Source organism: Mesorhizobium sp. WSM4842 (genome assembly GCF_055901575.1).
Genome location: NZ_CM148372.1, coordinates 5,786,365 through 5,812,157 on the forward strand (window position 1 = coordinate 5,786,365; position 25,793 = coordinate 5,812,157).

Annotated in this window: 30 protein-coding genes and 2 pseudogenes; 13 read left to right on the forward strand and 19 right to left on the reverse strand. The window is 61.4% G+C overall.

Annotated elements, in window-relative coordinates; genetic code table 11:
* Positions 1 to 207: 207 nt before the first annotated feature.
* On the forward strand, positions 208 to 1,266 hold the full coding sequence (locus AC0NIE_RS28120; RefSeq protein ID WP_473484880.1) for a LacI family DNA-binding transcriptional regulator: 1,059 nt from the start codon (positions 208 to 210) through the stop codon (positions 1,264 to 1,266).
* Between the two features lie 264 nt (positions 1,267 to 1,530).
* Here AC0NIE_RS28120 and AC0NIE_RS28125 read toward each other — a convergent pair whose 3' ends face one another.
* Complete coding sequence (locus AC0NIE_RS28125; protein ID WP_473484878.1) at positions 1,531 to 2,175, reverse strand: hypothetical protein; 645 nt, start codon at positions 2,173 to 2,175, stop codon at positions 1,531 to 1,533.
* 269 nt (positions 2,176 to 2,444) lie between these two features.
* Positions 2,445 to 3,344, reverse strand: a complete 900-nt coding sequence (locus tag AC0NIE_RS28130; RefSeq protein WP_473484876.1) for a PfkB family carbohydrate kinase — start codon at positions 3,342 to 3,344, stop codon at positions 2,445 to 2,447.
* Between the two features lie 302 nt (positions 3,345 to 3,646).
* On the opposite strand from AC0NIE_RS28130, the gene AC0NIE_RS28135 reads away from it, so the two are divergent.
* Together AC0NIE_RS28135 and AC0NIE_RS28140 are read left to right on the forward strand one after the other, a co-directional pair.
* The gene (locus AC0NIE_RS28135) at positions 3,647 to 4,558 is read left to right on the forward strand and encodes a hypothetical protein (RefSeq protein ID WP_473484874.1); all 912 of its coding nucleotides are present in this window, start codon (positions 3,647 to 3,649) and stop codon (positions 4,556 to 4,558) included.
* Positions 4,559 to 4,637: 79 nt separating this feature from the next.
* A complete protein-coding gene (locus AC0NIE_RS28140) occupies positions 4,638 to 6,113 on the forward strand; it encodes an FAD-dependent oxidoreductase (protein ID WP_473484872.1) in 1,476 nt (491 codons plus the stop codon).
* A gap of 28 nt (positions 6,114 to 6,141) precedes the next feature.
* On the opposite strand, the gene AC0NIE_RS28145 is transcribed toward AC0NIE_RS28140, so the two are convergent.
* The 4 genes from AC0NIE_RS28145 to AC0NIE_RS28160 all read right to left on the reverse strand — a co-directional run bounded on the left by AC0NIE_RS28145 (position 6,142) and on the right by AC0NIE_RS28160 (position 8,950).
* Entirely contained in the window at positions 6,142 to 6,606 is a 465-nt protein-coding gene (locus AC0NIE_RS28145) for a YbhB/YbcL family Raf kinase inhibitor-like protein (protein ID WP_123147511.1), read from the reverse strand.
* Positions 6,607 to 6,659: 53 nt separating this feature from the next.
* Positions 6,660 to 7,097: a DUF2267 domain-containing protein gene (locus AC0NIE_RS28150; RefSeq protein WP_135936133.1), complete on the reverse strand. Its 438-nt coding sequence runs from the start codon at positions 7,095 to 7,097 to the stop codon at positions 6,660 to 6,662.
* A 175-nt stretch (positions 7,098 to 7,272) separates the two neighbouring features.
* Positions 7,273 to 8,679 (reverse strand): Do family serine endopeptidase, encoded by a 1,407-nt coding sequence (locus tag AC0NIE_RS28155; RefSeq protein ID WP_473613612.1) that lies wholly within the window; start codon positions 8,677 to 8,679, stop codon positions 7,273 to 7,275.
* A gap of 37 nt (positions 8,680 to 8,716) precedes the next feature.
* The gene (locus AC0NIE_RS28160; RefSeq protein ID WP_473484870.1) at positions 8,717 to 8,950 is read right to left on the reverse strand and encodes a sugar phosphorylase; all 234 of its coding nucleotides are present in this window, start codon (positions 8,948 to 8,950) and stop codon (positions 8,717 to 8,719) included.
* Between the two features lie 346 nt (positions 8,951 to 9,296).
* Between AC0NIE_RS28160 and AC0NIE_RS28165 the strand changes: the two genes are divergently transcribed.
* Positions 9,297 to 10,223 carry an NADP-dependent oxidoreductase gene (locus AC0NIE_RS28165; protein ID WP_473484868.1) on the forward strand — a complete coding sequence of 309 codons (927 nt, stop codon included), beginning with the start codon at positions 9,297 to 9,299 and terminating at the stop codon, positions 10,221 to 10,223.
* Positions 10,224 to 10,381: 158 nt separating this feature from the next.
* Here AC0NIE_RS28165 and AC0NIE_RS28170 read toward each other — a convergent pair whose 3' ends face one another.
* Complete coding sequence (locus tag AC0NIE_RS28170; protein WP_473484866.1) at positions 10,382 to 10,894, reverse strand: YbhB/YbcL family Raf kinase inhibitor-like protein; 513 nt, start codon at positions 10,892 to 10,894, stop codon at positions 10,382 to 10,384.
* Positions 10,895 to 10,986: 92 nt separating this feature from the next.
* Here AC0NIE_RS28170 and AC0NIE_RS28175 point away from each other — a divergent pair.
* Positions 10,987 to 11,095, forward strand: a pseudogene (locus tag AC0NIE_RS28175) (DUF4396 domain-containing protein); the annotation flags it as partial.
* A 115-nt stretch (positions 11,096 to 11,210) separates the two neighbouring features.
* Here the strand turns inward: AC0NIE_RS28175 and AC0NIE_RS28180 are convergent.
* Positions 11,211 to 11,642 (reverse strand): hypothetical protein, encoded by a 432-nt coding sequence (locus AC0NIE_RS28180; RefSeq protein WP_095491718.1) that lies wholly within the window; start codon positions 11,640 to 11,642, stop codon positions 11,211 to 11,213.
* 170 nt (positions 11,643 to 11,812) lie between these two features.
* On the opposite strand from AC0NIE_RS28180, the gene AC0NIE_RS28185 reads away from it, so the two are divergent.
* The 4 genes from AC0NIE_RS28185 to AC0NIE_RS28200 all read left to right on the forward strand — a co-directional run bounded on the left by AC0NIE_RS28185 (position 11,813) and on the right by AC0NIE_RS28200 (position 14,388).
* Positions 11,813 to 11,995 carry a hypothetical protein gene (locus tag AC0NIE_RS28185; protein ID WP_123147254.1) on the forward strand — a complete coding sequence of 61 codons (183 nt, stop codon included), beginning with the start codon at positions 11,813 to 11,815 and terminating at the stop codon, positions 11,993 to 11,995.
* Between the two features lie 8 nt (positions 11,996 to 12,003).
* Positions 12,004 to 12,225 carry a hypothetical protein gene (locus AC0NIE_RS28190; RefSeq protein ID WP_123147253.1) on the forward strand — a complete coding sequence of 74 codons (222 nt, stop codon included), beginning with the start codon at positions 12,004 to 12,006 and terminating at the stop codon, positions 12,223 to 12,225.
* Positions 12,226 to 12,527: 302 nt separating this feature from the next.
* Positions 12,528 to 12,692 carry a DUF3309 family protein gene (locus AC0NIE_RS28195; RefSeq protein WP_077381102.1) on the forward strand — a complete coding sequence of 55 codons (165 nt, stop codon included), beginning with the start codon at positions 12,528 to 12,530 and terminating at the stop codon, positions 12,690 to 12,692.
* A gap of 289 nt (positions 12,693 to 12,981) precedes the next feature.
* Positions 12,982 to 14,388 (forward strand): PAS domain S-box protein, encoded by a 1,407-nt coding sequence (locus AC0NIE_RS28200; RefSeq protein WP_473484864.1) that lies wholly within the window; start codon positions 12,982 to 12,984, stop codon positions 14,386 to 14,388.
* A 58-nt stretch (positions 14,389 to 14,446) separates the two neighbouring features.
* On the opposite strand, the gene AC0NIE_RS28205 is transcribed toward AC0NIE_RS28200, so the two are convergent.
* On the reverse strand, positions 14,447 to 14,788 hold the full coding sequence (locus AC0NIE_RS28205) for a hypothetical protein (protein ID WP_473484862.1): 342 nt from the start codon (positions 14,786 to 14,788) through the stop codon (positions 14,447 to 14,449).
* Positions 14,789 to 15,039: 251 nt separating this feature from the next.
* Here AC0NIE_RS28205 and AC0NIE_RS28210 point away from each other — a divergent pair, with 251 nt between their 5' ends.
* Complete coding sequence (locus AC0NIE_RS28210; protein ID WP_123147252.1) at positions 15,040 to 15,276, forward strand: hypothetical protein; 237 nt, start codon at positions 15,040 to 15,042, stop codon at positions 15,274 to 15,276.
* Between the two features lie 289 nt (positions 15,277 to 15,565).
* Here AC0NIE_RS28210 and AC0NIE_RS28215 read toward each other — a convergent pair whose 3' ends face one another.
* Genes AC0NIE_RS28215 through AC0NIE_RS28225 form a run of 3 tightly spaced genes read right to left on the reverse strand, consistent with a single transcriptional unit; the run spans position 15,566 to position 18,631 of the window.
* Positions 15,566 to 15,913 (reverse strand): c-type cytochrome, encoded by a 348-nt coding sequence (locus AC0NIE_RS28215; protein WP_473485139.1) that lies wholly within the window; start codon positions 15,911 to 15,913, stop codon positions 15,566 to 15,568.
* Between the two features lie 23 nt (positions 15,914 to 15,936).
* Complete coding sequence (locus AC0NIE_RS28220; RefSeq protein WP_473484860.1) at positions 15,937 to 18,174, reverse strand: xanthine dehydrogenase family protein molybdopterin-binding subunit; 2,238 nt, start codon at positions 18,172 to 18,174, stop codon at positions 15,937 to 15,939.
* Positions 18,175 to 18,184: 10 nt separating this feature from the next.
* On the reverse strand, positions 18,185 to 18,631 hold the full coding sequence (locus tag AC0NIE_RS28225; RefSeq protein ID WP_473484859.1) for a (2Fe-2S)-binding protein: 447 nt from the start codon (positions 18,629 to 18,631) through the stop codon (positions 18,185 to 18,187).
* A gap of 159 nt (positions 18,632 to 18,790) precedes the next feature.
* Here AC0NIE_RS28225 and AC0NIE_RS28230 point away from each other — a divergent pair, with 159 nt between their 5' ends.
* Positions 18,791 to 19,687 carry a LysR family transcriptional regulator gene (locus AC0NIE_RS28230; protein WP_473484857.1) on the forward strand — a complete coding sequence of 299 codons (897 nt, stop codon included), beginning with the start codon at positions 18,791 to 18,793 and terminating at the stop codon, positions 19,685 to 19,687.
* A gap of 95 nt (positions 19,688 to 19,782) precedes the next feature.
* Here the strand turns inward: AC0NIE_RS28230 and AC0NIE_RS28235 are convergent, their stop codons facing one another.
* From AC0NIE_RS28235 to AC0NIE_RS28255, 5 genes and pseudogenes are all read right to left on the reverse strand, one after another.
* On the reverse strand, positions 19,783 to 20,541 hold the full coding sequence (locus AC0NIE_RS28235; RefSeq protein WP_473484855.1) for a carboxymuconolactone decarboxylase family protein: 759 nt from the start codon (positions 20,539 to 20,541) through the stop codon (positions 19,783 to 19,785).
* Between the two features lie 29 nt (positions 20,542 to 20,570).
* Entirely contained in the window at positions 20,571 to 20,963 is a 393-nt protein-coding gene (locus tag AC0NIE_RS28240; protein WP_473485138.1) for a (R)-mandelonitrile lyase, read from the reverse strand.
* 329 nt (positions 20,964 to 21,292) lie between these two features.
* On the reverse strand, positions 21,293 to 22,045 hold the full coding sequence (locus AC0NIE_RS28245; RefSeq protein ID WP_473484853.1) for an SDR family oxidoreductase: 753 nt from the start codon (positions 22,043 to 22,045) through the stop codon (positions 21,293 to 21,295).
* Positions 22,045 to 22,146 (reverse strand): annotated as a pseudogene (locus tag AC0NIE_RS28250) ((R)-mandelonitrile lyase); the annotation flags it as partial. The pseudogene AC0NIE_RS28250 and the gene AC0NIE_RS28245, both read right to left, overlap by 1 nt.
* A gap of 38 nt (positions 22,147 to 22,184) precedes the next feature.
* Positions 22,185 to 23,375 carry an MFS transporter gene (locus tag AC0NIE_RS28255; protein ID WP_473484851.1) on the reverse strand — a complete coding sequence of 397 codons (1,191 nt, stop codon included), beginning with the start codon at positions 23,373 to 23,375 and terminating at the stop codon, positions 22,185 to 22,187.
* A gap of 473 nt (positions 23,376 to 23,848) precedes the next feature.
* Here AC0NIE_RS28255 and AC0NIE_RS28260 point away from each other — a divergent pair, with 473 nt between their 5' ends.
* Complete coding sequence (locus tag AC0NIE_RS28260; RefSeq protein WP_473484850.1) at positions 23,849 to 24,265, forward strand: HD domain-containing protein; 417 nt, start codon at positions 23,849 to 23,851, stop codon at positions 24,263 to 24,265.
* A gap of 47 nt (positions 24,266 to 24,312) precedes the next feature.
* On the opposite strand, the gene AC0NIE_RS28265 is transcribed toward AC0NIE_RS28260, so the two are convergent.
* Complete coding sequence (locus AC0NIE_RS28265; RefSeq protein ID WP_473484848.1) at positions 24,313 to 24,723, reverse strand: DUF427 domain-containing protein; 411 nt, start codon at positions 24,721 to 24,723, stop codon at positions 24,313 to 24,315.
* 320 nt (positions 24,724 to 25,043) lie between these two features.
* Between AC0NIE_RS28265 and AC0NIE_RS28270 the strand changes: the two genes are divergently transcribed.
* On the forward strand, positions 25,044 to 25,481 hold the full coding sequence (locus AC0NIE_RS28270) for a CBS domain-containing protein (protein WP_473484847.1): 438 nt from the start codon (positions 25,044 to 25,046) through the stop codon (positions 25,479 to 25,481).
* A gap of 27 nt (positions 25,482 to 25,508) precedes the next feature.
* Here the strand turns inward: AC0NIE_RS28270 and AC0NIE_RS28275 are convergent, their stop codons facing one another.
* Entirely contained in the window at positions 25,509 to 25,721 is a 213-nt protein-coding gene (locus AC0NIE_RS28275; protein WP_473484845.1) for a hypothetical protein, read from the reverse strand.
* Positions 25,722 to 25,793 lie beyond the last annotated feature (72 nt).

Below are 25,793 nucleotides of genomic sequence, written 5' to 3' on the forward strand. Positions count from 1 at the left end.
ACTCCTCCCATAACGTTCCTAGTGGGAACACACTCGAGCCGTCGAACGACGGCGGCCGTTAGAAACCTCCCCTAAAGAGACGGGGCACTTCCCCATCGGCCATCCACCGGTTTTCGCTTGCACAATCGATGGTGCAGAAACTATTGTGCATCGAGAAGCTCTCGTCAAGCGGGATATTGCTCTAAATAGACGCGCCGGAGGCGCCAGATGGATCAGCGGGTCAAGAAGAAGGCGACGATCTATGACCTATCCGTGCTATCGGGCAGTTCGCCGTCGACCGTGAGTGCCGTCCTGAACGGCACTTGGCGCAAGCGCCGCATCAAGGAAAGTACGGCGCAAACAATTCTCGACCTCGCCGAACTCCACCAATACACCACCAATCTGCAGGCGCGAGGCTTGCGACGCTCGCGATCGGGCCTGGTCGGCCTGATGCTGCCCGTCCACGACAATCGCTACTTCTCCTCCATGGCGCAGACGTTTGAGGGGCATGTGCGCAGCCGCGGCCAATGCCCGGTCGTGGTTAGCGCCAGCCGCGACCCGGAAGAGGAACGGCGGACCGCGGAGACGCTGATCTCCTATTCAATCGACCAGCTCTTCATCGTCGGCGCCACCGATCCGGACGGCGTGCACGAGGTCTGCGAACCGGCGGGGCTGAGGCATGTCAACATCGACCTGCCGGGAGCGAAGGCGCATTCGGTGATCAGCGACAATTATGGGGGCGCACGGATGCTGACGGAAGCAATCATCCGCCGCTTCGGCAATGATGATCCCCTGCGGCCGGACGAGCTGTTTCTGTTTGGCGGCCGCAACGACCATGCCAGCCGCGAACGCATCGCCGCTTTCCATGCGACCAAGAAGGCACTGCTGGGCGTCGACCCTGAAGACGGTGTGCAGTCCTCCGGGTATTCGCCTGATATAACTTTGCGTGCCTTTGAGGCGTTCTACCAACGCCATGGCAAGCTGCCGCGCGCGCTGTTCATCAATTCGTCGATCAATATGGAAGGTCTGCTGCGTTTCATGGCGGGCCGGCCGGCGGAGATGTTTAGTGAGCTCGTCGTCGGTTGCTACGACTACGATCCGTTCGGCTCCTTCCTGCCCTTCCCGGTAATCATGGTGCGGCAGAATGTTGAGGCGATGATTACGAAGGCGTTCGACTTGATCGATGAACCGACGACGACGCCACAGACCTTCCTGATTGCTCCAGAGTTGATCCAGCCCAGGTCTGCGCTGAAAGGGCCGCTCGACACTTTGAAGGATAGAGCGTGAGTGCGAAATGGCGCGACAGGGTGACCCTGCACGCCCGAGATTTCAATGGTTTATCATGCCGATCGGCATTGAGACCGATGCCGAACCGCCGCAGAACCGCTTCTCCGAAAGTGCCGCCGGCCGCCTTCTCCTGGCTGCTTCGCTCGCAGTGATCCCATATTGGAGCCACGGTCGCCATTTCCCTATCACGAAAGTGTCGCCGTCTTCACTGTGAGCCCAATACGGGGCACGTGGGCGCAGGGAAAAGACCAACAGCAGCGAGCATTAGAAGCGATAGCGGATTCCAAGAGTGTTCGCATTAGAACCCTCTTTCATATCGCCAATTATACCATCGGCGCCGGATCTATGGTGGAGCTGGTAGACAAGTTCGACATTGGGAGCTTGCCTGACTCTGAACGAAAGCTCCGCACCAACGAAGCCGAGGAATGATGCATCGCCATCGTAGCGGATTTCGCGATCGCGCTCGATCTCGGTAGGGCCTGTAACGGCACTGAATCCAGCGGTCAGTGCGGGCGCAATCGCCAAATCACCAATGACAAGGCCCTGGTGGCGAAGTCGCGCTCCGACCCAAAGTTCGCCCGATGTATCATCGTCTTCGCCAAATCTTATGGCTGCGCCGGTGACGCCACCAAGAACGAAACCAGCGCCTATATCGACGAGATCGCGACCGTATGCGGCCCCGATTATATAGTTGTCCGTGTAGTCGGCACCAAAAATATTGATCGTATCCCCGAAGGCCCCGCTCGCAAACACGCCACCAAAGACATAGACATCATTCTTCGTCGGCAGACCTTCTGTGAAAGGATCTTGGGTCGCAAAATAGATAAAGGGAGAATTGTCATCGGCGAGTCCAGAACTGACTGAAGTGCTCAAGATCACCGCAGCCAGGGCCACCTGCAGTCCACGCATAGACAAGCTCCGAATCAATCCATTTCCATGGTTGGCAATTGCACAGGGAAAAACAAGGTACGAACTGGTTTATCGCCGAAATACTGGATGCGGGTACATCCTAATGGCTCGAACCATTCTTTAGGCTTTGGCGGGCGCGCGCAGGTGACCTTCGCCACAGGCCGTAACGGCGCAGTCTTCGGCCGCCGGCCTAACAGTAATGGCATCAGCCTATACCAATTCACGCCCGTTGCAGCGTTCGACTGACCCGATCATCTGCTGGAGTTCCATCATTGATGGATAGGATTCCTGTGCGCCTTTTTCCTGACAGCAATCGCCGAAGCCGCGACGCCCCAGCAAGCGGCGTCGTAGGCGGACTTGCCGTCGAGCAAGGCGACGGCCATTGCCGCGATAAACGCGTCGCCTGCACCCGTCTTGTCGACCACATCGACCGGCAGGGCGAGAATTTGCATTGCGTCGTGATCCAGTGCGAGAAAGCAGCCACCGTCTTCGAGCTTAACGCATGCTATCTCCACCCCGAGCGCATTCAGTTGGAGCGCCGCTCGGGCCGCATCGTCATTGGTGGCGATCGGCAGGCCAAGCAGATCCGAAGCCTCCTGCTGGTTTGGCGTAATCGCGCAGAAGCGACAGAGTTGCGACCGATCGATTTGGTCGGCGAATGTCGGGTCGACCAGGACTCTGAACCCACGTTCTTGCGCCGTCGCGAAGGCGGCATTCAGGACTGGCAAGGGAATTTCAAAGTCAGCAACGAGTATCGATCGATCAGGAGAATTCCTGATGGCTGCCACGACGTTGTCAACGGCCGCGTCATTCCAGGACATGTTGGCATTGGACGCGGATAGAATGGCTTTCGTGCCGTCCTTCGGAACCGCCACGATGGCAACGCCAGTCGGGACGTCGCGGGCGACGCCGACGGACCCGAGGTCGAGCTCCGCCGCCTTCAGCGGACCGACTGCGATCTCCGCGAACCGGTCGTCGCCGACGCGCCCGATAAGCCTCGTCGGAACGCCGAGGCGATGGGTGAAATACGCAACGTTGGCGGCTTTGCCGCCGGCGCGTTGGGCGAAGCCACTGGCCCTAACGGTGCCGCCATCGCCAAGGGAGCCCTGAACGTCGAACTGCAGATCGGCATTGATGCTGCCCAGCGAGAGCACGATCGGGCGCGGCAATGAAACCTCCTCAACCATTTCGTGCGGAGTGAGCGACTGACCAAGGAACTCGTGAACAGACGGAGGGTTCCGGGGTCGGGCCGGCGGAACGGGCTGGTGCTTATTGCGATGGCCAAGGAACCCGCCGCCGACCAGATCGTTTGCGATCTGACCCAGACCAATCGGAACGGAGGCAGACATGCTCGACATGCCGCATGCTCGCAACTGCGACGCGCACATAGCCGGCCGGCACTCCGCTCGGGCCGAAGCATGCCAGGGCCGGAGCACCCGATACCTATCCGTTCGGGCTCTAGACCAGCGTTATGCTGCGCGACGTTGACTATGTCCTGCGAAAACTCGACTGGATGCGCGCCGAAGGCATCTGGCCCAACGGCCTGCGCTATCTCTGGACCGATGCTTTTGGGGTCGTGCTCTATGTCTCGCTTTACAAGGAGCTCGGCGAGGAACGTTGGCTGGGTGAGGCTGAACGGCTGGTGGCGGAGGTCGAGCGTGTGCTCGGTCGGCGGCGCGGATTGAGGATCGGCGAAGCGGCAGATCGCGACGGACAGTATTTCCACTACCTGGCGATGTGGCTGTTCGCCCTGGCGCGGCTCGGCGATCTGAAACCGCGATACCGCGCGCGCGGCATTGAGCTGGCGCGCGATATCCATTCGGCCTTCGTGATCCCCGGCCGCGGCGTGATCTGGAAAATGCAGGAGGATTTGAGCGGTCCTTATCCCGGTTACGGTCTCGGCAGCATGGATGCCTACGATGGTTACGTCTCCTACCGGATGCTCGATGAAGACGCACTGGCGCCCGAGATCGCGCAGATGCATGACCTGATGGAGCGCGACTTGCGCACCCTCGACATCGAACAGGATCTCGGCCTCGGCATGATGCTGTGGCTCGCCCACTTCTTTCCCGCCGAGCCATGGGCCGAAGCGCAGACGAAACGTTCGCTGCGGAATTTGGAAACGATGTGGGTCGACCCGCCGGGCTATTTCAGCCGCGCGCCGTGGCTGCCCGATACGAAGTTCGCCTTCACCAATTACGGCGTGTCGCTGGGACTGCAGGCCGCCGGCGTCTGGCCCGAGCGTATCGGGAGGTTGAACACCTTCTTCGAGAATTGGCGCTTCGGCGACGAATACGATCGCGAGGCGATCACTTGGGTGATGGCTTGCACCTCGCATCTTCCCGGTGCGTTTGTAGCTTCCGGACGGCCAAACAACGACTGAAGACGGTAAATCCGGAACGTTTTCGCGCCGGCGCGGGTTGTCGGTGGAGATGCATCGAAGCGCATGGGACGCCGGTGAAATGGCCATTCTTTCGGGAAAACCGGGAAGCTGTTGGGTGGCGGCAGCCACCGCTACGAACTATCCCCCGCTCGAGGGCTCGATCCATGCCGAGGCCGTTGTCGTGGGCGCCGGGATTGTCGGGCTCACAACGGCGCTTCGCCTTTGCGAGGCCGGTCGGTCGGTGATCGTCATCGAAGGCCTGCGGACAGGCGGCCAGGTGACCGGCCGCTCGACGGCCAAGATCACGACGCAGCACGCGCTGATCTATCGCCATCTCATCGACACTTTCGGGCGGGACCTGGCGCAGACCTATGCCGATGCGAATTCCGCCGGCGCCGTCCAGATCCGGCAATGGGTTCGCAACTATGCAATTCCCTGCGATCTCGAGCCCAAGGACGCCTATACCTACACCTGCGATGCAAGCCGGCGCGCGGAGATCATGGCCGAGGCAGGGGCCGCGCGCCAAGTTGGGCTGGACGCCGATGTTCTGGAGCGCGCGCCGCTGCCTTTCGAAACGGCCGCCGCTCTGCGTTTTTCCGACCAGGCTCAGTTCAATCCGGCGATGTATCTGGTTGGCCTGGCTCAAGCGGTGACGGCCCGTGGCGGACGGATTTTCGAAAACAGCCGCGCGATCTCGATCGGCGAGGCAAGTCGCTGGCGCGTCGTCACCGACAGCGGCACCGTTCACGCCGAGCATGTGGTCGTCGCCACCAACATGACGGTGAAGAGCCCCGTCGGAATGGCGAACCGCACTCAGCCGCGCTGCCACACTGCCATGGCGTTTCGGATCGATGACCGTCTTGCTGTCGACGGCATGTTCCTCGGCATCGACGATCCGACGCATTCCATCCGCACCGGCCGCGATGCCGAAGGCCCGCTGCTGGTCGCGCTCGGCGCCAAGTTCGACACGGGCCAGGACGGCGACGTGGCGAAACGGTTCGTCGGGCTGGAACAATGGGCAAGAATGAACCTTCCAGTTGGGGACGTTGCGTGGCGCTGGTGTAACGAGGACTATGATACGGCCGACAGAGTTCCATATGCCGGCGAACCCGATCCGGACAAAGCCTCCGGTTTTCATATCGCCACGGGATTCAACGCCTGGGGCATCACCAATGGAACGGCCGCAGGCACGATGATCGCGGATTTGATCTGCGCTCGGTCAAGCCGATGGCAAAGGCTCTATGACCCGGCGCGGTCTTATCCCGAGGACTTTCATAAGAATGGCCGCAGCCAATCGATTGTCTCAAGCCTCGACGACATCGTTCCCGGCATGGGCGGTGTGATCGTCAGGGGTGACGAAAAGATCGCGGCGTGGAGAGACACTGAAGGGGTACTCCACCCCGTTTCGGCGACATGCACCCACAAGGGCTGCACCGTGACCTGGAACAACGCGGACAACACCTGGGATTGTCCTTGCCATGGCTCGATTTTCGCCGCCGACGGTTCGGTCATCCACGGCCCGGCTCGAGAACCGCTTGCCCCGGCCGCGCTGTAAAAAAGGCGACGACTGACACGGCCCGGCGTTACCGTGCGTAGGTTCCGACCAGCTCGGTCTGCTCCAGCGCATGCTTCTGGGCTTCCTTCCAGACAGACTGCACGCCCGCCTGTCCCGGCACACTGAGGCTCGGCACGTCGAGCGCGGCCAGCCGGAAATGATAATGATGGACGCCATGCCCAACTGGCGGCTGCGGGCCGTCGTAATATGCATTGCCGAAATCGTTGGTGCCTTGGCGAAGTGCCGACGGACCTGGCTTGCCATCCTGCGCCTCGGCAAGCTCGCTGGCATCGGGCGGGATGTTGAACACCGCCCAGTGCCCGAAGATCCCGCTCGGCGCGTCGGGATCCTGCACGACAAGAACGAGACTCTTCGCATCATCCGGAACACCGGACCACTTCAGCGGTGGCGAGACGTTCTGGCCGTCACGGGTATACCTTTCTGGGATTTTCCCGCCAGCCGGGAACGCCGGGCTGATAAGGGTAAGTGGCATTTCCATTTCCTCAAAGAAGCGTTACGGCCGAGACTGCCGAGATCTGGCGCTGTTCACGCCGCTTGCTGAGCTTCCGCGACGCGCCTGATTTCTGCTGGCAAGGATTCCCAAACCTTGATCATCTGCCCCTCTCCCACATGGTGAGCGAGCACCTTGGATACGACCCTGAATGCATCCTTTGAATCGACCGGTCGGGTGAATTCCAGCTCCGCCTTGATTTTGGCCAGGAACTCGTCGAGCGACCGCAACTTCTCGGGCGTCTTGGAAGGCTGATATTGGTCGTAGTAGGCACCGCGCACGAGGATCGGCAGCTGCGAGCCGAGGTGGGCCGCAAGATCCGGTTGCATGCGGTCCCGCAGGGCGTGGAGCACCGCTCCAAGAACATGCCATGCGATCTGCCGATCCGGTCCCATCTCGGCCATGATCTCGTCGAGCCAGATGTTTGTGGTCTGCAGCGTCTTGTCGAATACGTCGAGTCCGGTGGCGCTCATCGAAGCCTCCTTTTTCTGCCAACTGTTCGAATGACTCATTGGACGAAACGGCCTTGGTCGGCTGTTGTTCCCGTTGCCAGCGTAAAGACCGCCTTCGCGAAAGCGTGTGACCTATTCGGCCAAGCTTACGCTCGCCAAGCTTATGCTCAACGCGTTCTCGTCAAGATCTGGTCCGTCAAGATTTGGCCGTGGCCACAGCAACGAAAAGAGATTGCCCTTGCCTGTTGATGCGGAACAATATGGGCTTGTTCTGCTGGCGGGATTTCGTCCACTCCTCTTGTATATCCGACGGCTGTGCCACATCCCGGTTATTGGCTGACACGATCACATCGCCCGCGCGGAGGCCATTCTGGTCGGCGAGGCTGTTCGGCGCCACTTCTTGCACGAACAACCCGGCGGTGCCCGGCTGAAGTCCGAGCTGCTGGCGCGCCTCATCCGGGATTGGACTGAGCGACAGTCCGAGCCGTTGGTCCGGCGCTTCCGGTCCCGGAACGGCACCGGTTTGTTCCTCCTCATCGTCGCGCTGACCGATGGTCAGAGCTACTTCCTGCTGAGAGCCCCCGCGATTCCTTGTCAGCGTCGTCTTTGTCCCCGGCTTTCGGCTCGCAGCCGCGAGCGTCAGATCGTGAACGTTCTGGATGTCCTTGCCGTTAAAGCGCGTAATCACGTCTCCCGCCTGTATACCTGCCTGCTCTGCCGGACTGCCGGGCTCGACCGAGGCGACGAGCGCTCCCTTGCTGCCGGGTATTCCAAGCGCCTCGGCAATCGACGGCGTGACCTCCTGGAGACGCACTCCGATGAAGCCGCGCTCGATCCGGCCAGTGCGGATCAGCTGGTCGACGATGCTCCGGGCGGTGCGAGATGGTACCGCAAAGCCAATGCCTATGCTGCCACCTGTGGGAGATACGATGGCCGTATTGACCCCGATTACTTCGCCGCGCGCATTGAACAGGGGACCGCCGGAATTGCCACGATTGATTGAGGCGTCGGTCTGGAGAAAGTCGTCGTAAGGACCGGCATTGATGTCGCGCGAACGGGCCGAAAGCACGCCGACGGTGACGGTCCCACCGAGCCCGAACGGACTGCCGATCGCGATCGTCCATGCGCCGGGTTGTACTGCATCGGAGTCACCCCAGGCGGTCGTTGTCATGTTGGACCGCGGGTCGATCTTCAGCACCGCGAGGTCGGTGGCCGGATCCCGGCCGACGAGCCGCGCAGGCAAAGTCTGCTTGTCGGAGAATACGACATGGATTTCGCTTGCATCGGAAACGACATGGTTGTTGGTGACGATGTACCCCTCGGGGCTTATGACAAAGCCGGAACCAAGGGCCTCTCGCACCTGCGGTTGCGCCGGTCCGAGGCCGGGCCTACCGAAAGGACTAAAAAACTCATCCAGCGTCGCCTGGCCCTGGATGATCTGTTTGGTCGTTATTGCGACCACGGCTGGAATTTTCTCGCGCACGATCGCCGTGAAGTCGTTTGGGATTTCCTGGGCTGCGAGCGGAGCAAACCCGCCGGCCGAGAGCATCAGAGTTCCGGCGATCAGGCCGGCGCAAAGTCTTTTGTTCAATACCGGAAACATGGTCTGCGACTCCTCCAGCGCTCAGTGATCAAGCATGCTACGGCTCCAGCATGAGCCAGCGGTTCACCAGCGGATTACGACAACCTTGTCGTTTCCCGTTGGCGAGTTCGACGGCTTCGGTGCCGTCCGGCTTGCGGCTTTCGATCCGGGCACTTCCTACTGTTTCTATGCCAGCAATGTTGGCCGCAAAGGCCTCGTCAATCTCGGCAGCACAGACCAGAGTATCCGGTGGCATATCCTTCACTTGGTCCATCAACTCGCGAAGCTTCATGGCGAACCTCCTTGGCACAGGCCCGAATTCTTTCGGCCGCACATTCCAACCATGTGCCTCCAGAAAAGTTCCCTGACGAGATTGCGGGAATGTCACGGGATGAACTCTGCGCAAGGTCTCTCGTAGAGCCCGAGAGAACGGTCTTTGAATGCCACGACCCGACCCCGGAAATTTCATCGGAACTTCCAGCCCGCAATCCGGTTAGGCTTTGAAGCGGATTGAGTGAAAGATGATGGCCCCAGTGCTTGGTGAAATCCGCGCTCGCCAGGATCGCCGCGTATCCCATTCACCCGATGCTCGTCCCGCTTCCAGACCTGCGCTGGACCGCGAAACAAGGAGGAACTCCATGGCGACGATAAAAGCAGTCCGTATTCATAGGTTTGGCGGGCCAGAGGTTCTGTCGCTGGACGAGGTTCCCATGCCTCAGCCCCGTGACGACGAGGTCACGCTCAAGGTCTGCGCAGCAAGCGTCAATCCCGTCGACTACAAGACCCGCGAGGGTTCGGCGGGCGGGGATCTGCCCGTTACGCTCGGCCGCGACGTATCGGGCGTGGTGGAGCTGTGCGGCACGCGGGCGCATACGTTGAAGAAGGGCGATCCGATGTTTGCCATGCTTGGCAACGACCGTGGTGGCAACGCCGAATACGTCGTGGTCAAGGCGACGGAAGCGGCGGCAAAACCGGAACGTCTAAGCCATGTGGAAGCCGCCGCCGTGCCGCTTGCGGGGACTACAGCATGGCAGGGCCTTTTCGACCATGGCGACCTCAAATCCGGGCAGCGGGTTCTCATCCATGGCGGCGCCGGCGGTGTCGGACATCTGGCGATTCAGTTTGCCAAGGCTGCGGGCGCATTTGTCGTGACGACCGTTGCTGCCGAAGATTTCGATTTCGTCCGCGAGCTTGGCGCCGACCAGGCCGTCGACTACAAGAACCAGCGCTTCGAGGACGAGGTCGAAGACATCGATATGGTTTTTGATCTGGTCGCGGGCGACACACAGGACCGCTCCTGGAGTGTACTAAAGCCCGGCGGGATACTTGTTTCCACCGTTTCTGAGCCCTCGGCCGAACAGGCACGCCTGCATCAGGCGCGTGGCGCTTCTTATCTGGCTGAGCCAAATGCGGCGCAGCTTGCGAGGATCAGCCGCCTCATTGACGCCGGCAAGGTAACTCCGTTCGTGCAGGCGACTTATCCTCTGGAGGAGGTCGCTAAGGCCGAGGAACGGCTGGAGAGAGAGCATACGCGCGGCAAGATCGTGCTTCAGGTGGCCGCCTGAGCCCGGATGCTCGAAGTTCCCCGGAATGTTCAAGTTCAAAGTGAACCAATTCTGCGGACAAGCCGTGCCGACGGGCAACTGACTGACTGCGGACCGCATTCAGCCATTACGAGCATAAGAACGAAGCTGCTTGGCGCTGATTCATCCGTAAGTGCCGATTAATTCCGCCTCACCCAACATGTTTTCACGGGCAGCCTGCCACACCACCAGGGCATCGGGTTCCGGGCCGATGGGAAGATTGGCAATGCCAAGGGCCGCGAGCCTGAAGCGGTAGGTGTGTGGTTTACCGCCCGGATGCTGGTCGGGTCGTAGTGAAGATTACCGAAATCATTGAAGCCATGAGGCAGGTCCTCGGTTCGCGCTTTGGAACTCCGCCCTTCGGCCAAATGACGCCGGTCTCCGCCGATGTCGTAGACGACCCAATGCCGGGACGCCTGTGACGGTGCATCCGTATCTTCCATTACGAGCACGTAGCTCCGAGTGCCCGGCGGCGGATCGCTCCATTCCAGAAACGGAGAGAGATTATCGCCGCGCCGGGCATGACGATCCGGAATGGGCTGGCCGTTCTGAAAGGCGGGACTGGTCAAAGTGAACGCCATCACTTTCTTCCTTGCTCGGCTAGACTCGTCGAAATAGAGGCGCTGGGCGCTCTCGTAGCTGCCTTCTTCCATCAGACGATCCCAACAACCACAACCGGCTATTGTTCCTCCGAGAGCGATGCATATGTGGTGGTATGGATCGTATGAGCGCGGGCCGTGTTCACATGAAGTCGAGCTTCATCCTGGTCACCCTTTAGATGGGGTCCGCTCGAATTCATGCTCGCCGACAATGAGCCCCGACCGGGCGAGCATGAGGTCTTCACCCGGCCGCTCTGAAAGCACGGCATCGGCTCCACCATCCACTGCGTTGCAGGCAATGCCACCAGCACCTGGCGGCCAGTCGCGAACGAGAACGATCAAGACTTGTCGTCACCGTTCTGCGCTGGCCTCAATGCACAAACCTTGCCCTCAGCCAAGCCAGAAGTCTGTTGCCGGTAATTGTCCGGCGAACTCTGGCGGCAGCCCATCGCGCTTGCATCGTAGCACCGACGTGACAGTGACAGACGATGTTGTGCAACTGCCAGTCACTGAGTTCGAAGAAGCGCTTTGCCTCACCGTAAGTATCATCTTTCAGACCCATGGCGCGCAGCACCGGATCCTCATAGGCAACTGTGATCGGCGAGCCAGCGCCACGCGCTACAGCACGGGCTTCAGGACTGAGATATTCGGTGCCTGAAAGCGCTCCAAGGCAACGCCGTGGATTTTGTTCGAGAAGCTTTGCCCAACGCTCGATCCGCTGCGTCCGAGACATGGTCGGGTATGTCGCCGAGGGCTCAACTTTTGCAATTGTCTGCAGTTGGTCGAGTGTTTGGTGTTTCATGGTCGGCTCCTTTCGATAGGTCGAAGTGCCCACGCCCTAACAAAAGATTATTGCGCTGCGACGCGCCGACAAGGCCGGAATTGGCAATGTTAGAAGTTTGCCCCTCGCACGGTTCGTTTCAGGAACCTTCTCGGGGGCCTGCTTGTTTTTGCTAGTGAAAGGAGAACGTCATGAGCACAAAACCACCACCCGTTCCGGCCGAGAACCAGAGTCCTAAGGGTCCGGGCGACAGGAAGTCGGTTCCTGTCGACCAAACGCAGCACAGCCATTCCGCCCCAAATCCCGACAAACAGGGCCAGCAGGGCAACACGAAAGTCAATACGACCCATCAGGGCCACCAGCAGGACCGTTAGGTGATTTCATGTCCACGTCGAAGAAGACCCGCGCCAGCATCCGCCATGGCGGTCCTGGCGCATCGCACGAAAATGCCAAGGAGCCGCTGGTGATAGAAAAGCCGCCAGCCGATTCCGATCTGCGCAGCCGCAGCAAGATCTCAGGCGGCGGAGGCGAACGCGACAGCCACCATACTCATGACCCCGAAAAGAAGGGCGGCGGCACCCGACCGGCACGCCAAGGAAGGTGAATGATTATTCACGTCTTCGTTGAAGGCTGCGGCGTGGCGCCTCGCATTTTCGCATGAAAATCCGAGGCGCCGAACATCATCAGGCCGTCTGACTCTGAGCACCGCCTGGCGCAGTGGTCCGGGCCCGCTGGCTCCCGTCCGGGCGGGCTTTCTCGTGAGCCTACCGGCTTTTCCCGCTAGACGAGCGACAACGATGCTACTTCCGGTGGAACAGGAAGCCCCTCTGGGAGTTCATACCGTCATCAACAGGCGCATGGGCGTGCCCTTGTATGGTGCGGCAGCGCAAGAATGGGAGAACCACCATGAGCCTCGGAACCATACTCATCATCATTTTGATCCTTATCTTGCTTGGCGGGTTCAGCGGTCTGGGTGGCGGGCCGTTCTACGGCACTGGCTATTATGGCGGTGGCGGCCTCGGTCTCGTGCTGCTGATCTTGATTATCCTGGTCCTTCTCGGACGCATTTAGTGCCCGCACGATTAGGCGGACAAACTTCAGCGTTGATCCGGTGTCGCTCTAATGCATGTCGCGCAAAAGTGCGCAGCGGTTTTGCGATAACGACATGCATGAAAACAACAACCTAAAGCCCGTCGCGTGAGGTCGGTTGAGGTCGGTCGAACGCGACGCGCTTTAGGCCTCGTCCGGGAATGTCGCCGCGGGCTGCGGGCAAAGGGGCGCACGTGATTGTCCCGACGGAACCGAAATCGCTCAAGGACATTATGTCCGCTGCAGAAATCCACGAGAATGGCGCCCCAACGTGAACTTCGTTGAACAAGCGGATATCGGCCTCGGAGTCCCGGGGATTCCGACTGCCGATCTGATGCAGGCACTGCCCGTCGCCATTTACACCGTCGACGAACAGGGACGCATCACCTTCTTCAACGAAGCCGCAGCCGAGCTCTGGGGCCATCGTCCTGTTGTCGGTCGGGACCTATGGTGCGGCTCGTGGAAGCTTCGTCATCTGGACGGTCGGGATATGGCGCATGGCGAGTGTCCGATGGCCGTGGCGCTGCGCGAAGGACGGGATGTCTCCTGGGACCAGGCGATTGCGGAGCGGCCGGATGGCGAACTCGTCCCATTCAGGGCTCACCCACGCCTGCTTCGCGACGAAGCGGGCAATGTTGTCGGTGCGATCAACACGCTGCTCGACCTGCGCACGCAGACGCTGGGCGATGAAGCCCGCATGCGTCTTGCCGCCATTGTCGAGTCGTCGATGGACGCCATCGTCTCGAAGGACATGAATGGCATTATCACCAGCTGGAACGACGCTGCAGAACGCCTGTTCGGCTACACGCCTGCCGAGGCGATCGGCCGGCCGGTGACGATGCTCATTCCGCCCGATCGTCTCGACGAGGAAGTCTCGATCATCAGCCGCATCCGCGCCGGCGAACGCGTCCCCTCCTATGAGACGATGCGCCTGCGCAAGGACGGCACGCTCGTTTCCGTCTCGCTCACCGTCTCGCCGATCCGCGACGCCATCGGGAAGGTCGTCGGCGCCTCCAAGATCGCGCGCGACATCAGTTCCCACAAGGAGAACGAACGGCGCATCCGTCTGCTCATGCGCGAAGTCAACCATAGGGTGAAGAACCAGTTCTCGGTCATCATCTCGATGATCCGCGAGACCAGCAAGCTGACGAGCACACCTGAGGCTTTCCTCGGGCAGGTCCGGGAGCGCATCACGGCGCTTTCGGAATCCCATGATCTCCTGGTCAATGCCGAGTGGCGCGGCGCCACGGTCGGCGAACTCATCCAGGCACAGCTCAAGGCCTTTGCAGCGCAGTCCCGCGTATCGATGGCCGGGCCAATGCTGATTCTGCAGCCGAATGCCGTGCAGTATCTCGGCATAGCCTTTCACGAACTCGCTACCAATTCGGCAAAACATGGAGCGCTGTCCTGCAACGGCGGACGCGTCGAAATCGATTGGAATGTGATCCCTGCCGGCGACGGCGCCGACACCTTTCGACTGGTCTGGCGTGAGTTGGACGGGCCGATCCTGGACGCTGTCAGGGGGCGCGGTTTCGGAGCGGTCGTCCTCGAGCGCGTGGCGCCACAAGCTCTCAGCGGCAGCGGGCGGCTGGAGTTCCACGAGCAAGGCGTCACCTGGAGGCTCGAGGCGCCGCTGCATTTCGTCCAGGCGTCAATGCAGGATAACGCGGCCGATTGAAAGCGCCCGGGAAGCTGAGCGCTTCCCGCCGACCGACTGTGCTGACGCTCAGCCGGACTTACTGCATTCGGTCCGGCAGGCGAAGATAGAGCGAAACTGCCCTGTCCTCCACAACGTCGAGGTTGCCTCTCCCAGGCAAAGCATCGCGATGAACTGAGAGCCGATGGACGTTAGCCAATTCGAAGACGGTCAGGCTGTCGAACTCCATGGCTGCCCCGTAGAACTGGGCGGCTTGCAACACCAGGCATTCGATGTCTTCAAGCGCAACGTTTTCGGCGAGGTTTCGCAGCCGAACGGTCTCAGCCACCCCAGTGACATTGACTATCCCCTTGCACCGGGCGGCTGCCCACACTTGCCGGTCGACGTCGTGACACAAACGAACCGAATAACCGTCTCTCATGGAGAACCCTCCTTTCAGGAGCGGTTTTGTCCCTCGGGATCAGCATGCGCCAGATCGGCTCTAATAACAAGCTGAAATCCATAAAATTGCCTGTAAAATCAAACAGTTAGCATATCACGCAGGATACGCAATCGACGCCTCACATTAATTCCGGGCCTTTCACGCCAACGGCTTATTGACCGACCTTGACGCACACTCAGCCTTTCCCTAACTCTTAGCTAAATACTAACTTTGAGCGGTTGGAGGCAGAAATGGCCGAACTGGAAAGACCCGAACGACTGCAGATCATGCTGACTGCTGATGAATTGGCTGCACTGGAAAACTGGCGCTTCGAAAGGCGCATGCCAAGCCGATCGGCGGCCGTCAGAGAGTTGCTGCGGCGAGGTCTCCACGCCGACGGATTTTTGATCGCGGCACAAGGTGCAAAGTCACAGGATTTTGGAATTCTGCCCAATTCCGGGATCGTTGATGGACCGTCTCGCGACTAAAGCGCGTCGCGTTCGACCGGCCTCACGCGACGCGCTTTAGGTTGTCGTTTTATGCATGTTGTTATCGCAAAAGCGCTGCACACTTTTGCGCGACATGCATTGGCCGTCTCGCCAGATATGGCCGGCTTCAAAGTGGACTAAAGGTAACCGACGGCAAGCAGATGAAATGCTTGGCCGGCACAAACAGGCGCTACCCACGGTCGGTGGCGGCCTGGCCATCAATTAAAGCCTCGAAAAGTCGGGGGACACCGGGGAATCAAGCGCTGCCCGAACAGGCTCTGGCGCCGCGCTACGGGCTGTTCAGGAATTCGATGATGGCGCGCCGCTCCTCGGCATTGTTGAAGCGCTGAACCATTCGTGTGCCGCCCACCATGGCAGTCGGATTCGCGAGGTAGGTTTCCAGCGTCTCGGACGTCCAGGTGATACCGGAGTCGCGCAGGGCGGGCGAGTAGTTGAAGCCTTCGACGCTGGCGGCGGCGCGGCCGACGACGCCCTGCAGGTGAGGTCCGGCACCGTTCCGGGTGGTCGCGATCTGGTGGCAGGCCCCGCAGCGCTGCCGGAACAGGCGCTCTCCTGAACCGGGATCCGCCTCCTGGGCAACGGACAGATCCGTTGCCCAGCTTGCTGCAATCATCATCAAGGCAGGTAGTACGAGATTCCTCATCCTTCCATGCCTTTCAGGTCGAGCTTCGAGAGGGGCAGGCTGCGGATACGCTGGCCCGTGAGCACCGAGGCGGCATTTACCACTGCCGGCGGCACGCCAGGCAGGCCAGGCTCGCCGATGCCGCCCATCGGCGCTCCGCTCTCGACGATGCGAACATGCACGCGCGGCATGCGGTCTGGCGGCAGGATGGGATAGCCGTCGAAATTGCGCGCCTGCGGCATGCCGTCGACATAGACCACTTCCTCCAGCAGCGCCGAGGACAGGCCAAGTGCGACCGCCGACTTCACCTGCGCCTCGATGATGGCCGGATTGACGATGCTTCCGGGATCGATGGCCACCCAGATCTGGTGCACGACGACCTCGCCGTCGCGCAGCGAGACTTCGGCGATCGTCGCCACCTCGCTGCCGAAGGGCGAGGCCATCGCGACGCCGCGCGCGCGGCGGCTGCCGTCCTCTGCCGCGAAGGGACCGCGCTTCCAGCCCCCGGACAGATCGGCGACTGCCTGCAGAAGATTGCTGTGGCGCGGGCTGTCCGCGAGAAGCCGCAGCCGCAGTTCGTAGGGGTCCTGGTGACCTGCGTCGGCCATTTCATCGAAGAACGTCTCGTAGAAGAAGTCGTTCATCGAATGACCAACCGACCGCCAGAATCCGATGATCGCCGGGTCGTCGACGTGAACCTGGCCGACGCGCCGGTTCGGAATCGCATAGACTTTACCCGCGATGCCTTCGACGGCGGAGCTGTCCACCTTGTCCGGCTGGCGGCCGAACCAACGTCCTGTCGGACCTTCACCCACCGCAACGGCATCCAGAGCGACCGGCAAACCGTCGCCGTCGAGACCGGCGCGGAAACGGGCGACCCCCATTGGTCTCAACGTGTCGCGCAGGAATTCCTCCTCGCGGTTCCAGATGAGCTTGACGGGACGACCTGCCGCCTTCGCTAGCAGGATCGCCTGCGGGAACGGATTGGCCGTCTGATAGAGGAAATGCCGCCCGAAGAAGCCGCCGAGCATAGGGGAGTGGATGATCACCTTGCCCGGCTCGATGCTCGCGACCTTTGCAGCCTCGGCCTGGAACATCTCGGGCGCCTGGTTTGGGATCCAAAGCTCGAGAGTCCCGTCCGCATTCCAATGCGCGATCGCCGAGGGCGGCTCGAGCTGCCCGTGCACGAGGTAGGGAGCGTCATAGATCGCCTCCACAATCCGCGCTGCGCCGGCAAGGGTGCCTGCGGCGTCGCCTTTCTGCTCGAAAGCGACGCCGTCTCCGCGTGTCGACTTCAACATTGCCTTGTGGGTCTCGGAGGAGAAATCAGCCGGCATGGCGCGAGGCGTTGCAGCCGCAGGCTCCGTCCAGGTCACCTGCAGAGTTTCCACCGCGCGGCGCGCTCGCCACCAGCTGTCGGCGACGACCGCCACGGCCCCAGGCAAGCGGTGAATCGAGTGCACGCCGGGCATGGCATGAACTTCGGCCTCGTTCGTCAAGGCGCCCGGCTCCCCGCCGAGACGCGGGCTGTGCTGGACGGCGGCGTGAAGCATACCGTCCACCTTGAGGTCGATCGCATACTGCGCGCGTCCCGTCGACTTCTCGCGCCCGTCGAGCCGGCGAACGGGCTTGCCAATCCAGCGGAAATCGTCGCGAGATCGCAGCACGACATCCGTCGGTACCGACAGATCGGCGGCCGCATCGGCGATCTCGCCGTAAGGGATCGCCCGCCCGGACGCTGCATGGACCACGCGGCCCGGTTCGGTGGATAGCTCCGAGATGGACAGCCCGAGCCGCGCGGCCGCTGCCTGCAGCAGCATCTGGCGTGCCGAGGCGCCGAGCTTGCGCATGGTCTCGTAGCTCATGCGCACCGACATACTGCCGCCGGTGAAGCGGCCGCCGCCGGTCAGGAGATAATCGGGACCGGGAGGCGCTCCCTCGACCGTGAAGTTCACGGGATCGACATCCAACTCCTCACCGACAATCTGAGCCATGGCGGTGAAGATGCCCTGTCCGCCCTCGATGAAGGCACTGCGGAACAGCACGGTGCTATCAGGGCGGATTTCCAGAAAGGCACTGACGCGAGTTCCGGGCGTGATGGATGCGGCGGCCTGCGCCCGGGCGCTTCCGACTGGCACCGTGACGGATAAGACGAGCGCTGCGGCGCCACCGAGGAAGCTGCGGCGCGAGATGTTGAGCGGACCGTCCTCGCTGCCTGTGGACCAGTGGTTCCGACTAGGAGTCATGTCGTTCATGGTTTCCTCCTCACGCCTGGGCGGCCTGCCGGACGGCAGCCGAGATCGCGTTGTAGGTGCCGCAGCGGCAGAGGTTCACCATCGCGCCGGCGATGTCGTCCTCGGTGGGCTGCGCAGTCTGCTTGAGGAGCGCTGTGGCAGCCATCACCTGGCCGGACTGGCAGTAGCCGCATTGCGGCACCTGATTGGCGAGCCACGCCTCGACCACCTTCCGGCCCTCGGTATCCTGCTCGATCGCCTCGATCGTCGTGATCGCCATCCCGACGACGCTGTCCACCGTCGTCACGCAGGATCGCGTGGCCTGTCCGTCGATCAGCACCGTGCATGCGCCGCACTGGGCGACGCCGCAGCCATACTTCGTGCCGGTCATGCCCAGCGTGTCGCGTACTACCCAGAGCAGCGGCGTATCCGGTTCGACGTCGACCTGAAATGTCGAGCCGTTAATGGTCAGTTCCATGGCCTTCACCTTTTGGTTCGCGGGAAAGCCAACACGACTGGCTGTTGGCTTGTCGGACCTGCAGGGTAGCCGCTCCCGATCAAGAGCATTAGGGGCGTTAATTCGCTTGCATTGATCGATGGGAGGCATAAATCTTCAGCGATCAGTTTGGGAAACGGTATGGCCAAGGAAGATTTCAACGACCTTTTGTGGTTCCTGGCCGTTGCCGAGGAAAAGAGCTTCACGCGCGCCGCCGCAAAGCTCGGCATCACGCAGTCCACCCTCAGCCACACGATCAAGCGATTGGAAACGCGTATGGGCATTAGGCTGCTCACGCGCACGACCCGCAGCGTGGCGACGACCGAGGCCGGCGAGCGCCTACGGCAGTCGCTTGCACCGCGTGTTGCGGAAATCGAAGCGGAGATCGCCTCGCTGATGGAGTTCCGCGACAAGCCTGCCGGAACAATCCGGCTGACCCTTTCGGATCACGCGTTCGACAGCGTCGTCTGGCCGAAGCTCAGGCCGGCGCTCGCAGATTATCCCGACATCAAGCTGGAACTGAGCATCGACAACGGGCTGCGCAACATCGTCGAAGATGGGTTCGACGCGGGGGTACGGTTGGGTGAAAGCGTCGAGAAGGACATGATTGCGATCCGCATCGGTCCGGACTGGCGCATGGTGGCGGTCGCGTCTCCCGACTATTTCGCCGAGCATCCTCCGCTTCGCCACCCGCAGGAGCTGATTGGGCACAACTGTATGAACATGCGCCAGACTCGTGGCGGCGGGCTCTATGCCTGGGAATTCGAGAAGGACGGTCATGAGCTTCGCGTCCGGGTGGATGGGCAACTCACCTTCAACGCCTCCTACGCCATGGTCGATGCGGCTTTGAAGGGTTACGGCATCGCCTTCGTGCCGGAGGACCTCGTCGACCGTCAGATCGCATCTGGCGATCTCGTGCAGGTGCTCGATGACTGGTGCCCGAAATTCCCGGGCTACTACGTCTATTACCCGAGCCGACGGCAGAACCTGCCGGCCTTCAAGGTCATCGTCGATGCCCTGCGCTATGGCGGGGCCTGAAAGCGCTGCGATCTCCTCCAGCGGTCGCTCAGCATGGCGGAAGAGTCATTTGATATGCCGGCCTGATCATCCGCTGACCTCGTGCCTTGCCGCCCTTAAGGGTTCGTACGCTTCTCGAAAATCTCCCGCGCGACCGGCGCTGCCGAAAATGCATTCGGCCAACCGGCATAGTATGCGAGATGGCTGATGACCTCCGAGGCCTCCTCGCGGGTCAGTCCGTTATCCATGGCGCGGTTCAAGTGGAACGGCACCTGAGCGACCTGGCCGGCAGAAATCAGCGCGCTGACCGTGACCAGGCTGCGGTCACGCGGCGCAAGGTCCGGGCGCAGCCACAGGCCGCGGAACAGCACCTCGCGGGTGTCCCGCACCAGGCCCGGAGAGGCCGGGCCGGTGGTCTGCTCGACGCTCGCGGCACGCTGGGCCTCCTTTGCCTCATCGAGCGGAAGCAGCGTCGGGGCGGCTGCCGGAAGCTGGTTGGCGCCGATGCCTCGCTCGGCATAGACGGGCCTGGCCGCATCGACCGCCGCCATGGCATTGCCCCAGCCTGCGTAGAAGGCGAGATGCGTGATGATCTCCGAGAGTTCGGCGGGTTTGACCCCGTTGTCGAGCGCGCGGCGGATTTGCTCGGGCATAAGACCCGTCTGGTTGCGCGTAATGACGGCCGCGACCGTAACGACACTTCGGTCGCGCGCGGACAGGCCCGGCCGCGCCCAGAGCCCCTTCTCGAGAGTTTCCTGTTCATACCGCTCGAGAGCAGGCGCTACGGACGAGACATCGTCATTGGCGCCTGAAGCTGCATTGCCGGCGACAGGTGCAACGGTCATGGCCAGCGCAAGAGCCGCAACGGATTTCATGATCTCCTCCTTACGTCTCGGGTTCGGGATCAGCGGTACTGGTCGTCGGTGACGGGCTCAAACCACTCGACGACATTGCCGTCGCGCGCAGGCGTTATCGCGATGTGGCTCATGGAGCTTTCGGCGGCTGCGCCGTGCCAGTGCTTCACCCCGGGCGGGGTCGAAATGACGTCGCCGGGCTTGATGGCGATCTTCTCTCCGCCTTCTTCCTGGACCCAGCCCGCACCCGCCGTAACGATCAGCGTCTGGCCTGCCGGATGCGTGTGCCAGTACGAGCAAGCGCCCGGTGTGAACTCGACCAGGCCGCCGCCGGCATTGCTGTGCTCGTTGGGCGCGAACAGCGGCGTGACCGTGACGGTGCCGGTGAACATTTCCGCAGGACCCGGAACGGAAACGCGTGACCCGTTGGGCGAGACCTGCATTGCCTGAGCCTGGGCGGCAGTGGAAGTGAGCAGCACCAGCGTCGTGGAAATCAAAGACAGGGCATTCGTCATCGTCTTTTTTCTCCATTTCATGAGACGTTCAAGGGCCAGCGCACGGCAAGTCCTTTGGTCTCTGCGTCGCGCCGGACCGGTTGCTATAAAGGCGCGTTCACCGTCGCCCGTCGGCCGCTAGTCAGACCCGAAGCAAGCATTTTGGCAGCCCGCCGCCCGTCCATGGCGCGGTAGGCATCCGCAACCTGGGCTAGCGGCAGTTCGGGATCGAAGACGCTGGCTTGATCTTGCCCGTAACCACACGATCCATTCCCGCCTTACCAGGGCTGGTTTGCCGGCCCCACCGTGAACTCGTTGATGGTCGTGTCCTCGGGCTGGCCGATAGCGAAGGCCACGACATTGGCAATCCGGTCCGGCGAGATCCCGTATTTGTCATACGTGTTCTGCATCTGGTCGAGCGTTTGCCTCTGGCTAATAGTGTTCAGCAGCTCGGTGTTGATCGCGGCCGGATAGATCGTCGCAGTGCGAATGTTCGTCCTCTCCATGGCGGACTCCATGCGTAGGACCTCCATGAAGTCGCGGACGAACCATTTTGTTCCGCCATACACAGCACCGCCTGGATAGGCCTTTAGCCCCGCAACCGATGACGTCGCGATGACATGCCCGGACTTCTGTTCGATGAAGGCTGGCAGTACTGCCGCGATGCCGTTCAGAACACCCTTGATGTTCACGTCGACCATCTGGTGCCAGTCGTCGGTCTTCAGCGCGGAGAGCGGCGAGTTCGGCATGAGCCCGGCATTCAGGAAGATGACATCGACGCGGCCGAACGTATCCTTGGCAAGCTTTACGACCGCGTCGTTGTCGGACGGTTTGGTTACGTCCAACTCCCTGTAGACGGCCTGACCACCGACCTTTCCGATCTCGTCGGCGATCTGCTTCAGTTTTTCCTCTCGCCGCGCGCCGAGCACGACCTTGGCACCCTTGCTCGCGAGCAACTTCGCCGTCGCTTCGCCGATGCCGGATGATGCGCCGGTGATAATCACGACCTTGTTCTTGATCGTATCGGTCATCACTGGTCTCCTTGGTATTGTTCGTCGGTAACGTGCTCCATCCAGTCCACGACTTTGCCGTCCTGGACTTCCTGGATTGCGATGTGGGTCATTGCCACGTCGCCGAGCAATGCCCGGCGACTGAGGGTGGACGGCTTGATCATGGCAAAAACCTCAGGGTTGTGCGCCATGCGGCGAGGCCGAGCAGTGAGGAACCGCATAGCAGCGTCGCGCCGAACGCGAACGCGCCCCACCAACCGATCGTGTCGAAGAGCATTCCTCCGATCGCCGCGCCACTCGTGATGGCGAGCTGAATGGTGGCGACCTGGAGGCCGCGTCCCGCCTCCGCGTCGTCGGGCAGCGTACGGCTCAGCCAGGTCCCCCATCCCACGGGGGCGGCGGTGCCGAAGAAGCCCCAGGCGAGGACAAGCAGCGAAACGGGGATGGGCATTGATCCGAGGGCAATCAGCGCGATGGCAAGTATCGACATCACGAGCGGGATGACGACCAAGACGCTGAACAATCGGGTTCGCAACAGCCGTCCGATGCACCACGTGCCTGCAACACCCGCCAGGCCCATGACGAGGAGCATGGCAGACAGCGCGGAAATGCCGAGTCCAGCGACGCCCTCAAGGAAGGGGCGTAGGTAGGTGAAGAGTGCGAACTGGCCCATGAAGAGGAACAGGATCGAGGCCATGCCGAGCGCGACCGCGCGGCGGCCAAGCAGCGCCAGCGCGTTGCCGGATGCCTTCCTTCCGCGCGGGGGCAGCGGCGGCAGGCTGATCCACTGCCAGACGAGCGCCAACAAGCCGAGAGGCACGACGAGGAAGAAGGCGCCCCGCCAGCCGACATGGGCCCCGAGGAAGCTTCCCAGCGGAGCGGCAATCGTAGCTGCGATCGCGTTCCCGGCGTTCAGCATGGCGAGATCCTTCGGGACGCGGTCTTCCGATACGAGGCGCATGACGATCGAGGTCGACATCGACCAGAAGCCACCGATCGCCACGCCAAGCAGCGCACGGCCGACCATCAGGAACGCGAAGTTAGGCGCAAAGGTCACCGCGAGACCGGAAACGATCAGGAGCACCGTGAAGCCGGTCACGACAAGCTTGCGGTCGATCCGGCGCGTAAGGCCGGCGACCAGCAAGCTGGTAACCACGGCAAAAGCCCCAGAGATCGAGATGGCCTGGCCTGTCCGGCCCTCTGTGATGCTGAGATCCACGGCGATCGGAGAGAGCAGGCTGACCGGCATGAACTCCGACGCGATCAGGACGGAGACGCACAGCGCCATCGACAGCACCGCGCCCCACGCCGTGCGGTCATCTAAAATCCGGGTGTCGTAGGTGGTTTCCATGATAGGCGTCCTGACAAGCGCAGGCGGCTCGTTCACGCCGCCAGTTCACCGCTCGCCCTGGAAATAGCGTCCCTATGTCGATCGCATTAGACCGATCAATCCACTTGGACTTATCGATCCGGGCCATGAATGGCCACTGGAACCATCCCCCTTCTGTATAGGTGAAGAACGGTCATGCGCGCCCGCAGAGGCTTCTGCAAGGCGGCGGTCTCCACTCAGCCTTGCCTACGATGCTTCGCCGCAAGAAATCGCATTGCGTGTCGGCTGCTTTGATGAGCCTGGCAGCCTGGTGCCACTATACAACTATAGGGTCAACGCAGCGGCTTGGCTGGGGTGTGCTGCGGGATTGGCCTGCCGCACCGTGGGACAAAGGAGCAATGGTGAGTCCCAGTCCTGGTCTCGTCGAATGGAACTCGGCAGCGAATTGACGATTAAATCAAAGGATTTCATCGGCCCACGCAAGGATTCACACAATGAGCGTGCTTTACCGCGCGGCAAAAATCGCCGAACAAGCTCATGCCGGGCAGACGGACAAGACCGGACGGCCCTATATCGAACATTGCCGCCGGGTTGTTGACGCCGTCGAAACCCTCGACCAAAAGGCCGTTGCCTACCTTCACGACGTTCTTGAGAAAAGCGACAATTGGGACCGCGATCGGCTCGAGGCGGCTGGTTTTGGAACATCCATCGTGTCGGCAGTCGATGCCATGACACGCCGGCCGGACGAGGACGACCTCGCTTTCGTGCGCAGAGCAGCAGCCAACCCATTGGCGCTGCCGGTCAAGCGCGCAGATCTCGCCGACAATCTGTGGCAGGCACGGCAGATTGGCACCTCGACATCGAAATATGAAGACGGCCTGCGGATCATCGACCAAGAATTCTCCGAATGACGGAGAGATTGGTGTGATCGGCCGATGTGGGAACTTCAAGCGACGCTCTATTCGGGGATGTCAGGCGTATGTCGCTTGTCCTCGGCAGGATCGGCATCGATCCGCGCTTTGTCGGGATCGAAGGCGCCATGGCAGGCGATGGCCAATGCCGGCGTGTCGGGCGTCTCGTAGGCCCACATGAAGTCATCAGCCGATCCGCCGACCGCGTGGATCCGCCAGTAACTCGCCGTGCCCTTCAGCGGGGAGTGCGTCGTGGTGTTCGTCTTCTCCAGCAGGTCGAAATAGATATCCTCGAAAGGGATATAGAAAACGGGATCATGTCCTTCTTCGTGAGCCACTTTTGCCCGCTCGGTTGAGGCGACGATCGCGTCGGAGAACCTGACCGTCACGGTTCCATTGAACGGGGTGATTGTAAGCGCGCCGGGATGGCGGGCGGAATTTGCTGCTAAGGGCTGCATTCGAATTCTCCGTTGGCTGGAGTTGTCTCCCGGAACGTCGTATCGCCCATCGGGGTTCCAGTTTGGCCGGTCGTTGGCGTTTGTCGCTGCCGCGGCAGTTACGGCGATGAGCGTAGTGAAGCGCGGCCGTTGTGGTTCGACTTCGCGTCAAAGACATACCGCAAGGTCCCCGCGACACGGGCTTTCTCAGCCTTCCGGCTGCAGGTGAAAAACCTACTGCGGGGCATTCAGATTCTAGGGAACGTTACTGCCGAAGAGTTCGTTTCCTAGGTCAACACCAAAACCGGCGGCGGGGCCTCGCAAGTTAAAGGGAGATTGCCATGAAAGTCGGCAACTGCATGACGAGGAATGTCCAGGTTGCGAACCCCGAACAGTCCATCCGCGAAGTAGCGCAGATCATGGGCAAGCTTGACGCCGGAGTGATGCCCGTGGGCGACCACGACCGGCTGGTCGGGATGATCACCGATCGTGATATCGCGATCCGCGGCGTAGCATTGGGTAAGGGACCTGACACGAAGGTGCGTGATGTCATGAGCACGGAGGTCAAATATTGCTTCGATGACGAAGACGTCGAACATGTGCTTGAAAACATGGGCGACCTGCAGGTACGTCGGCTTCCGGTTCTGAACCGCGACAAGCGGCTCGTCGGCATCATCTCTCTTGGCGATCTCGCGACGAGTGGCGAAGTGGCAGAAGCGGGAGAGGCTTTAAGCGACATCTCGAAGCCGGGCGGCGAGCATTCGCAGACTGCTCACTGAGTGAGGCGGCGACACGTCAGCGCCAGGTCAACGTATCTTGTTTCGCGGTGCGTCGGCCAAAGCCGACGCGCCGCCGTGCGCCTTCTGCATTGCGATGTTCTTCGGCAAAGGTTCAGGAACAATCCATGGACGACGATCCGAATCCGAAGCGCCGTGTCCGCCAGCGCCGAAAAAGCGCGACAGGGCGAAATGACCGTGCAGACTCGGACGCATCGGATCACGACGGCGCAAGACGTTCACCGGGATGTCATGTCGTGATAAACTCTTCCTGCGACGGGACCGCGCGACACCGAGGCGGGGTATCAGTCGCAG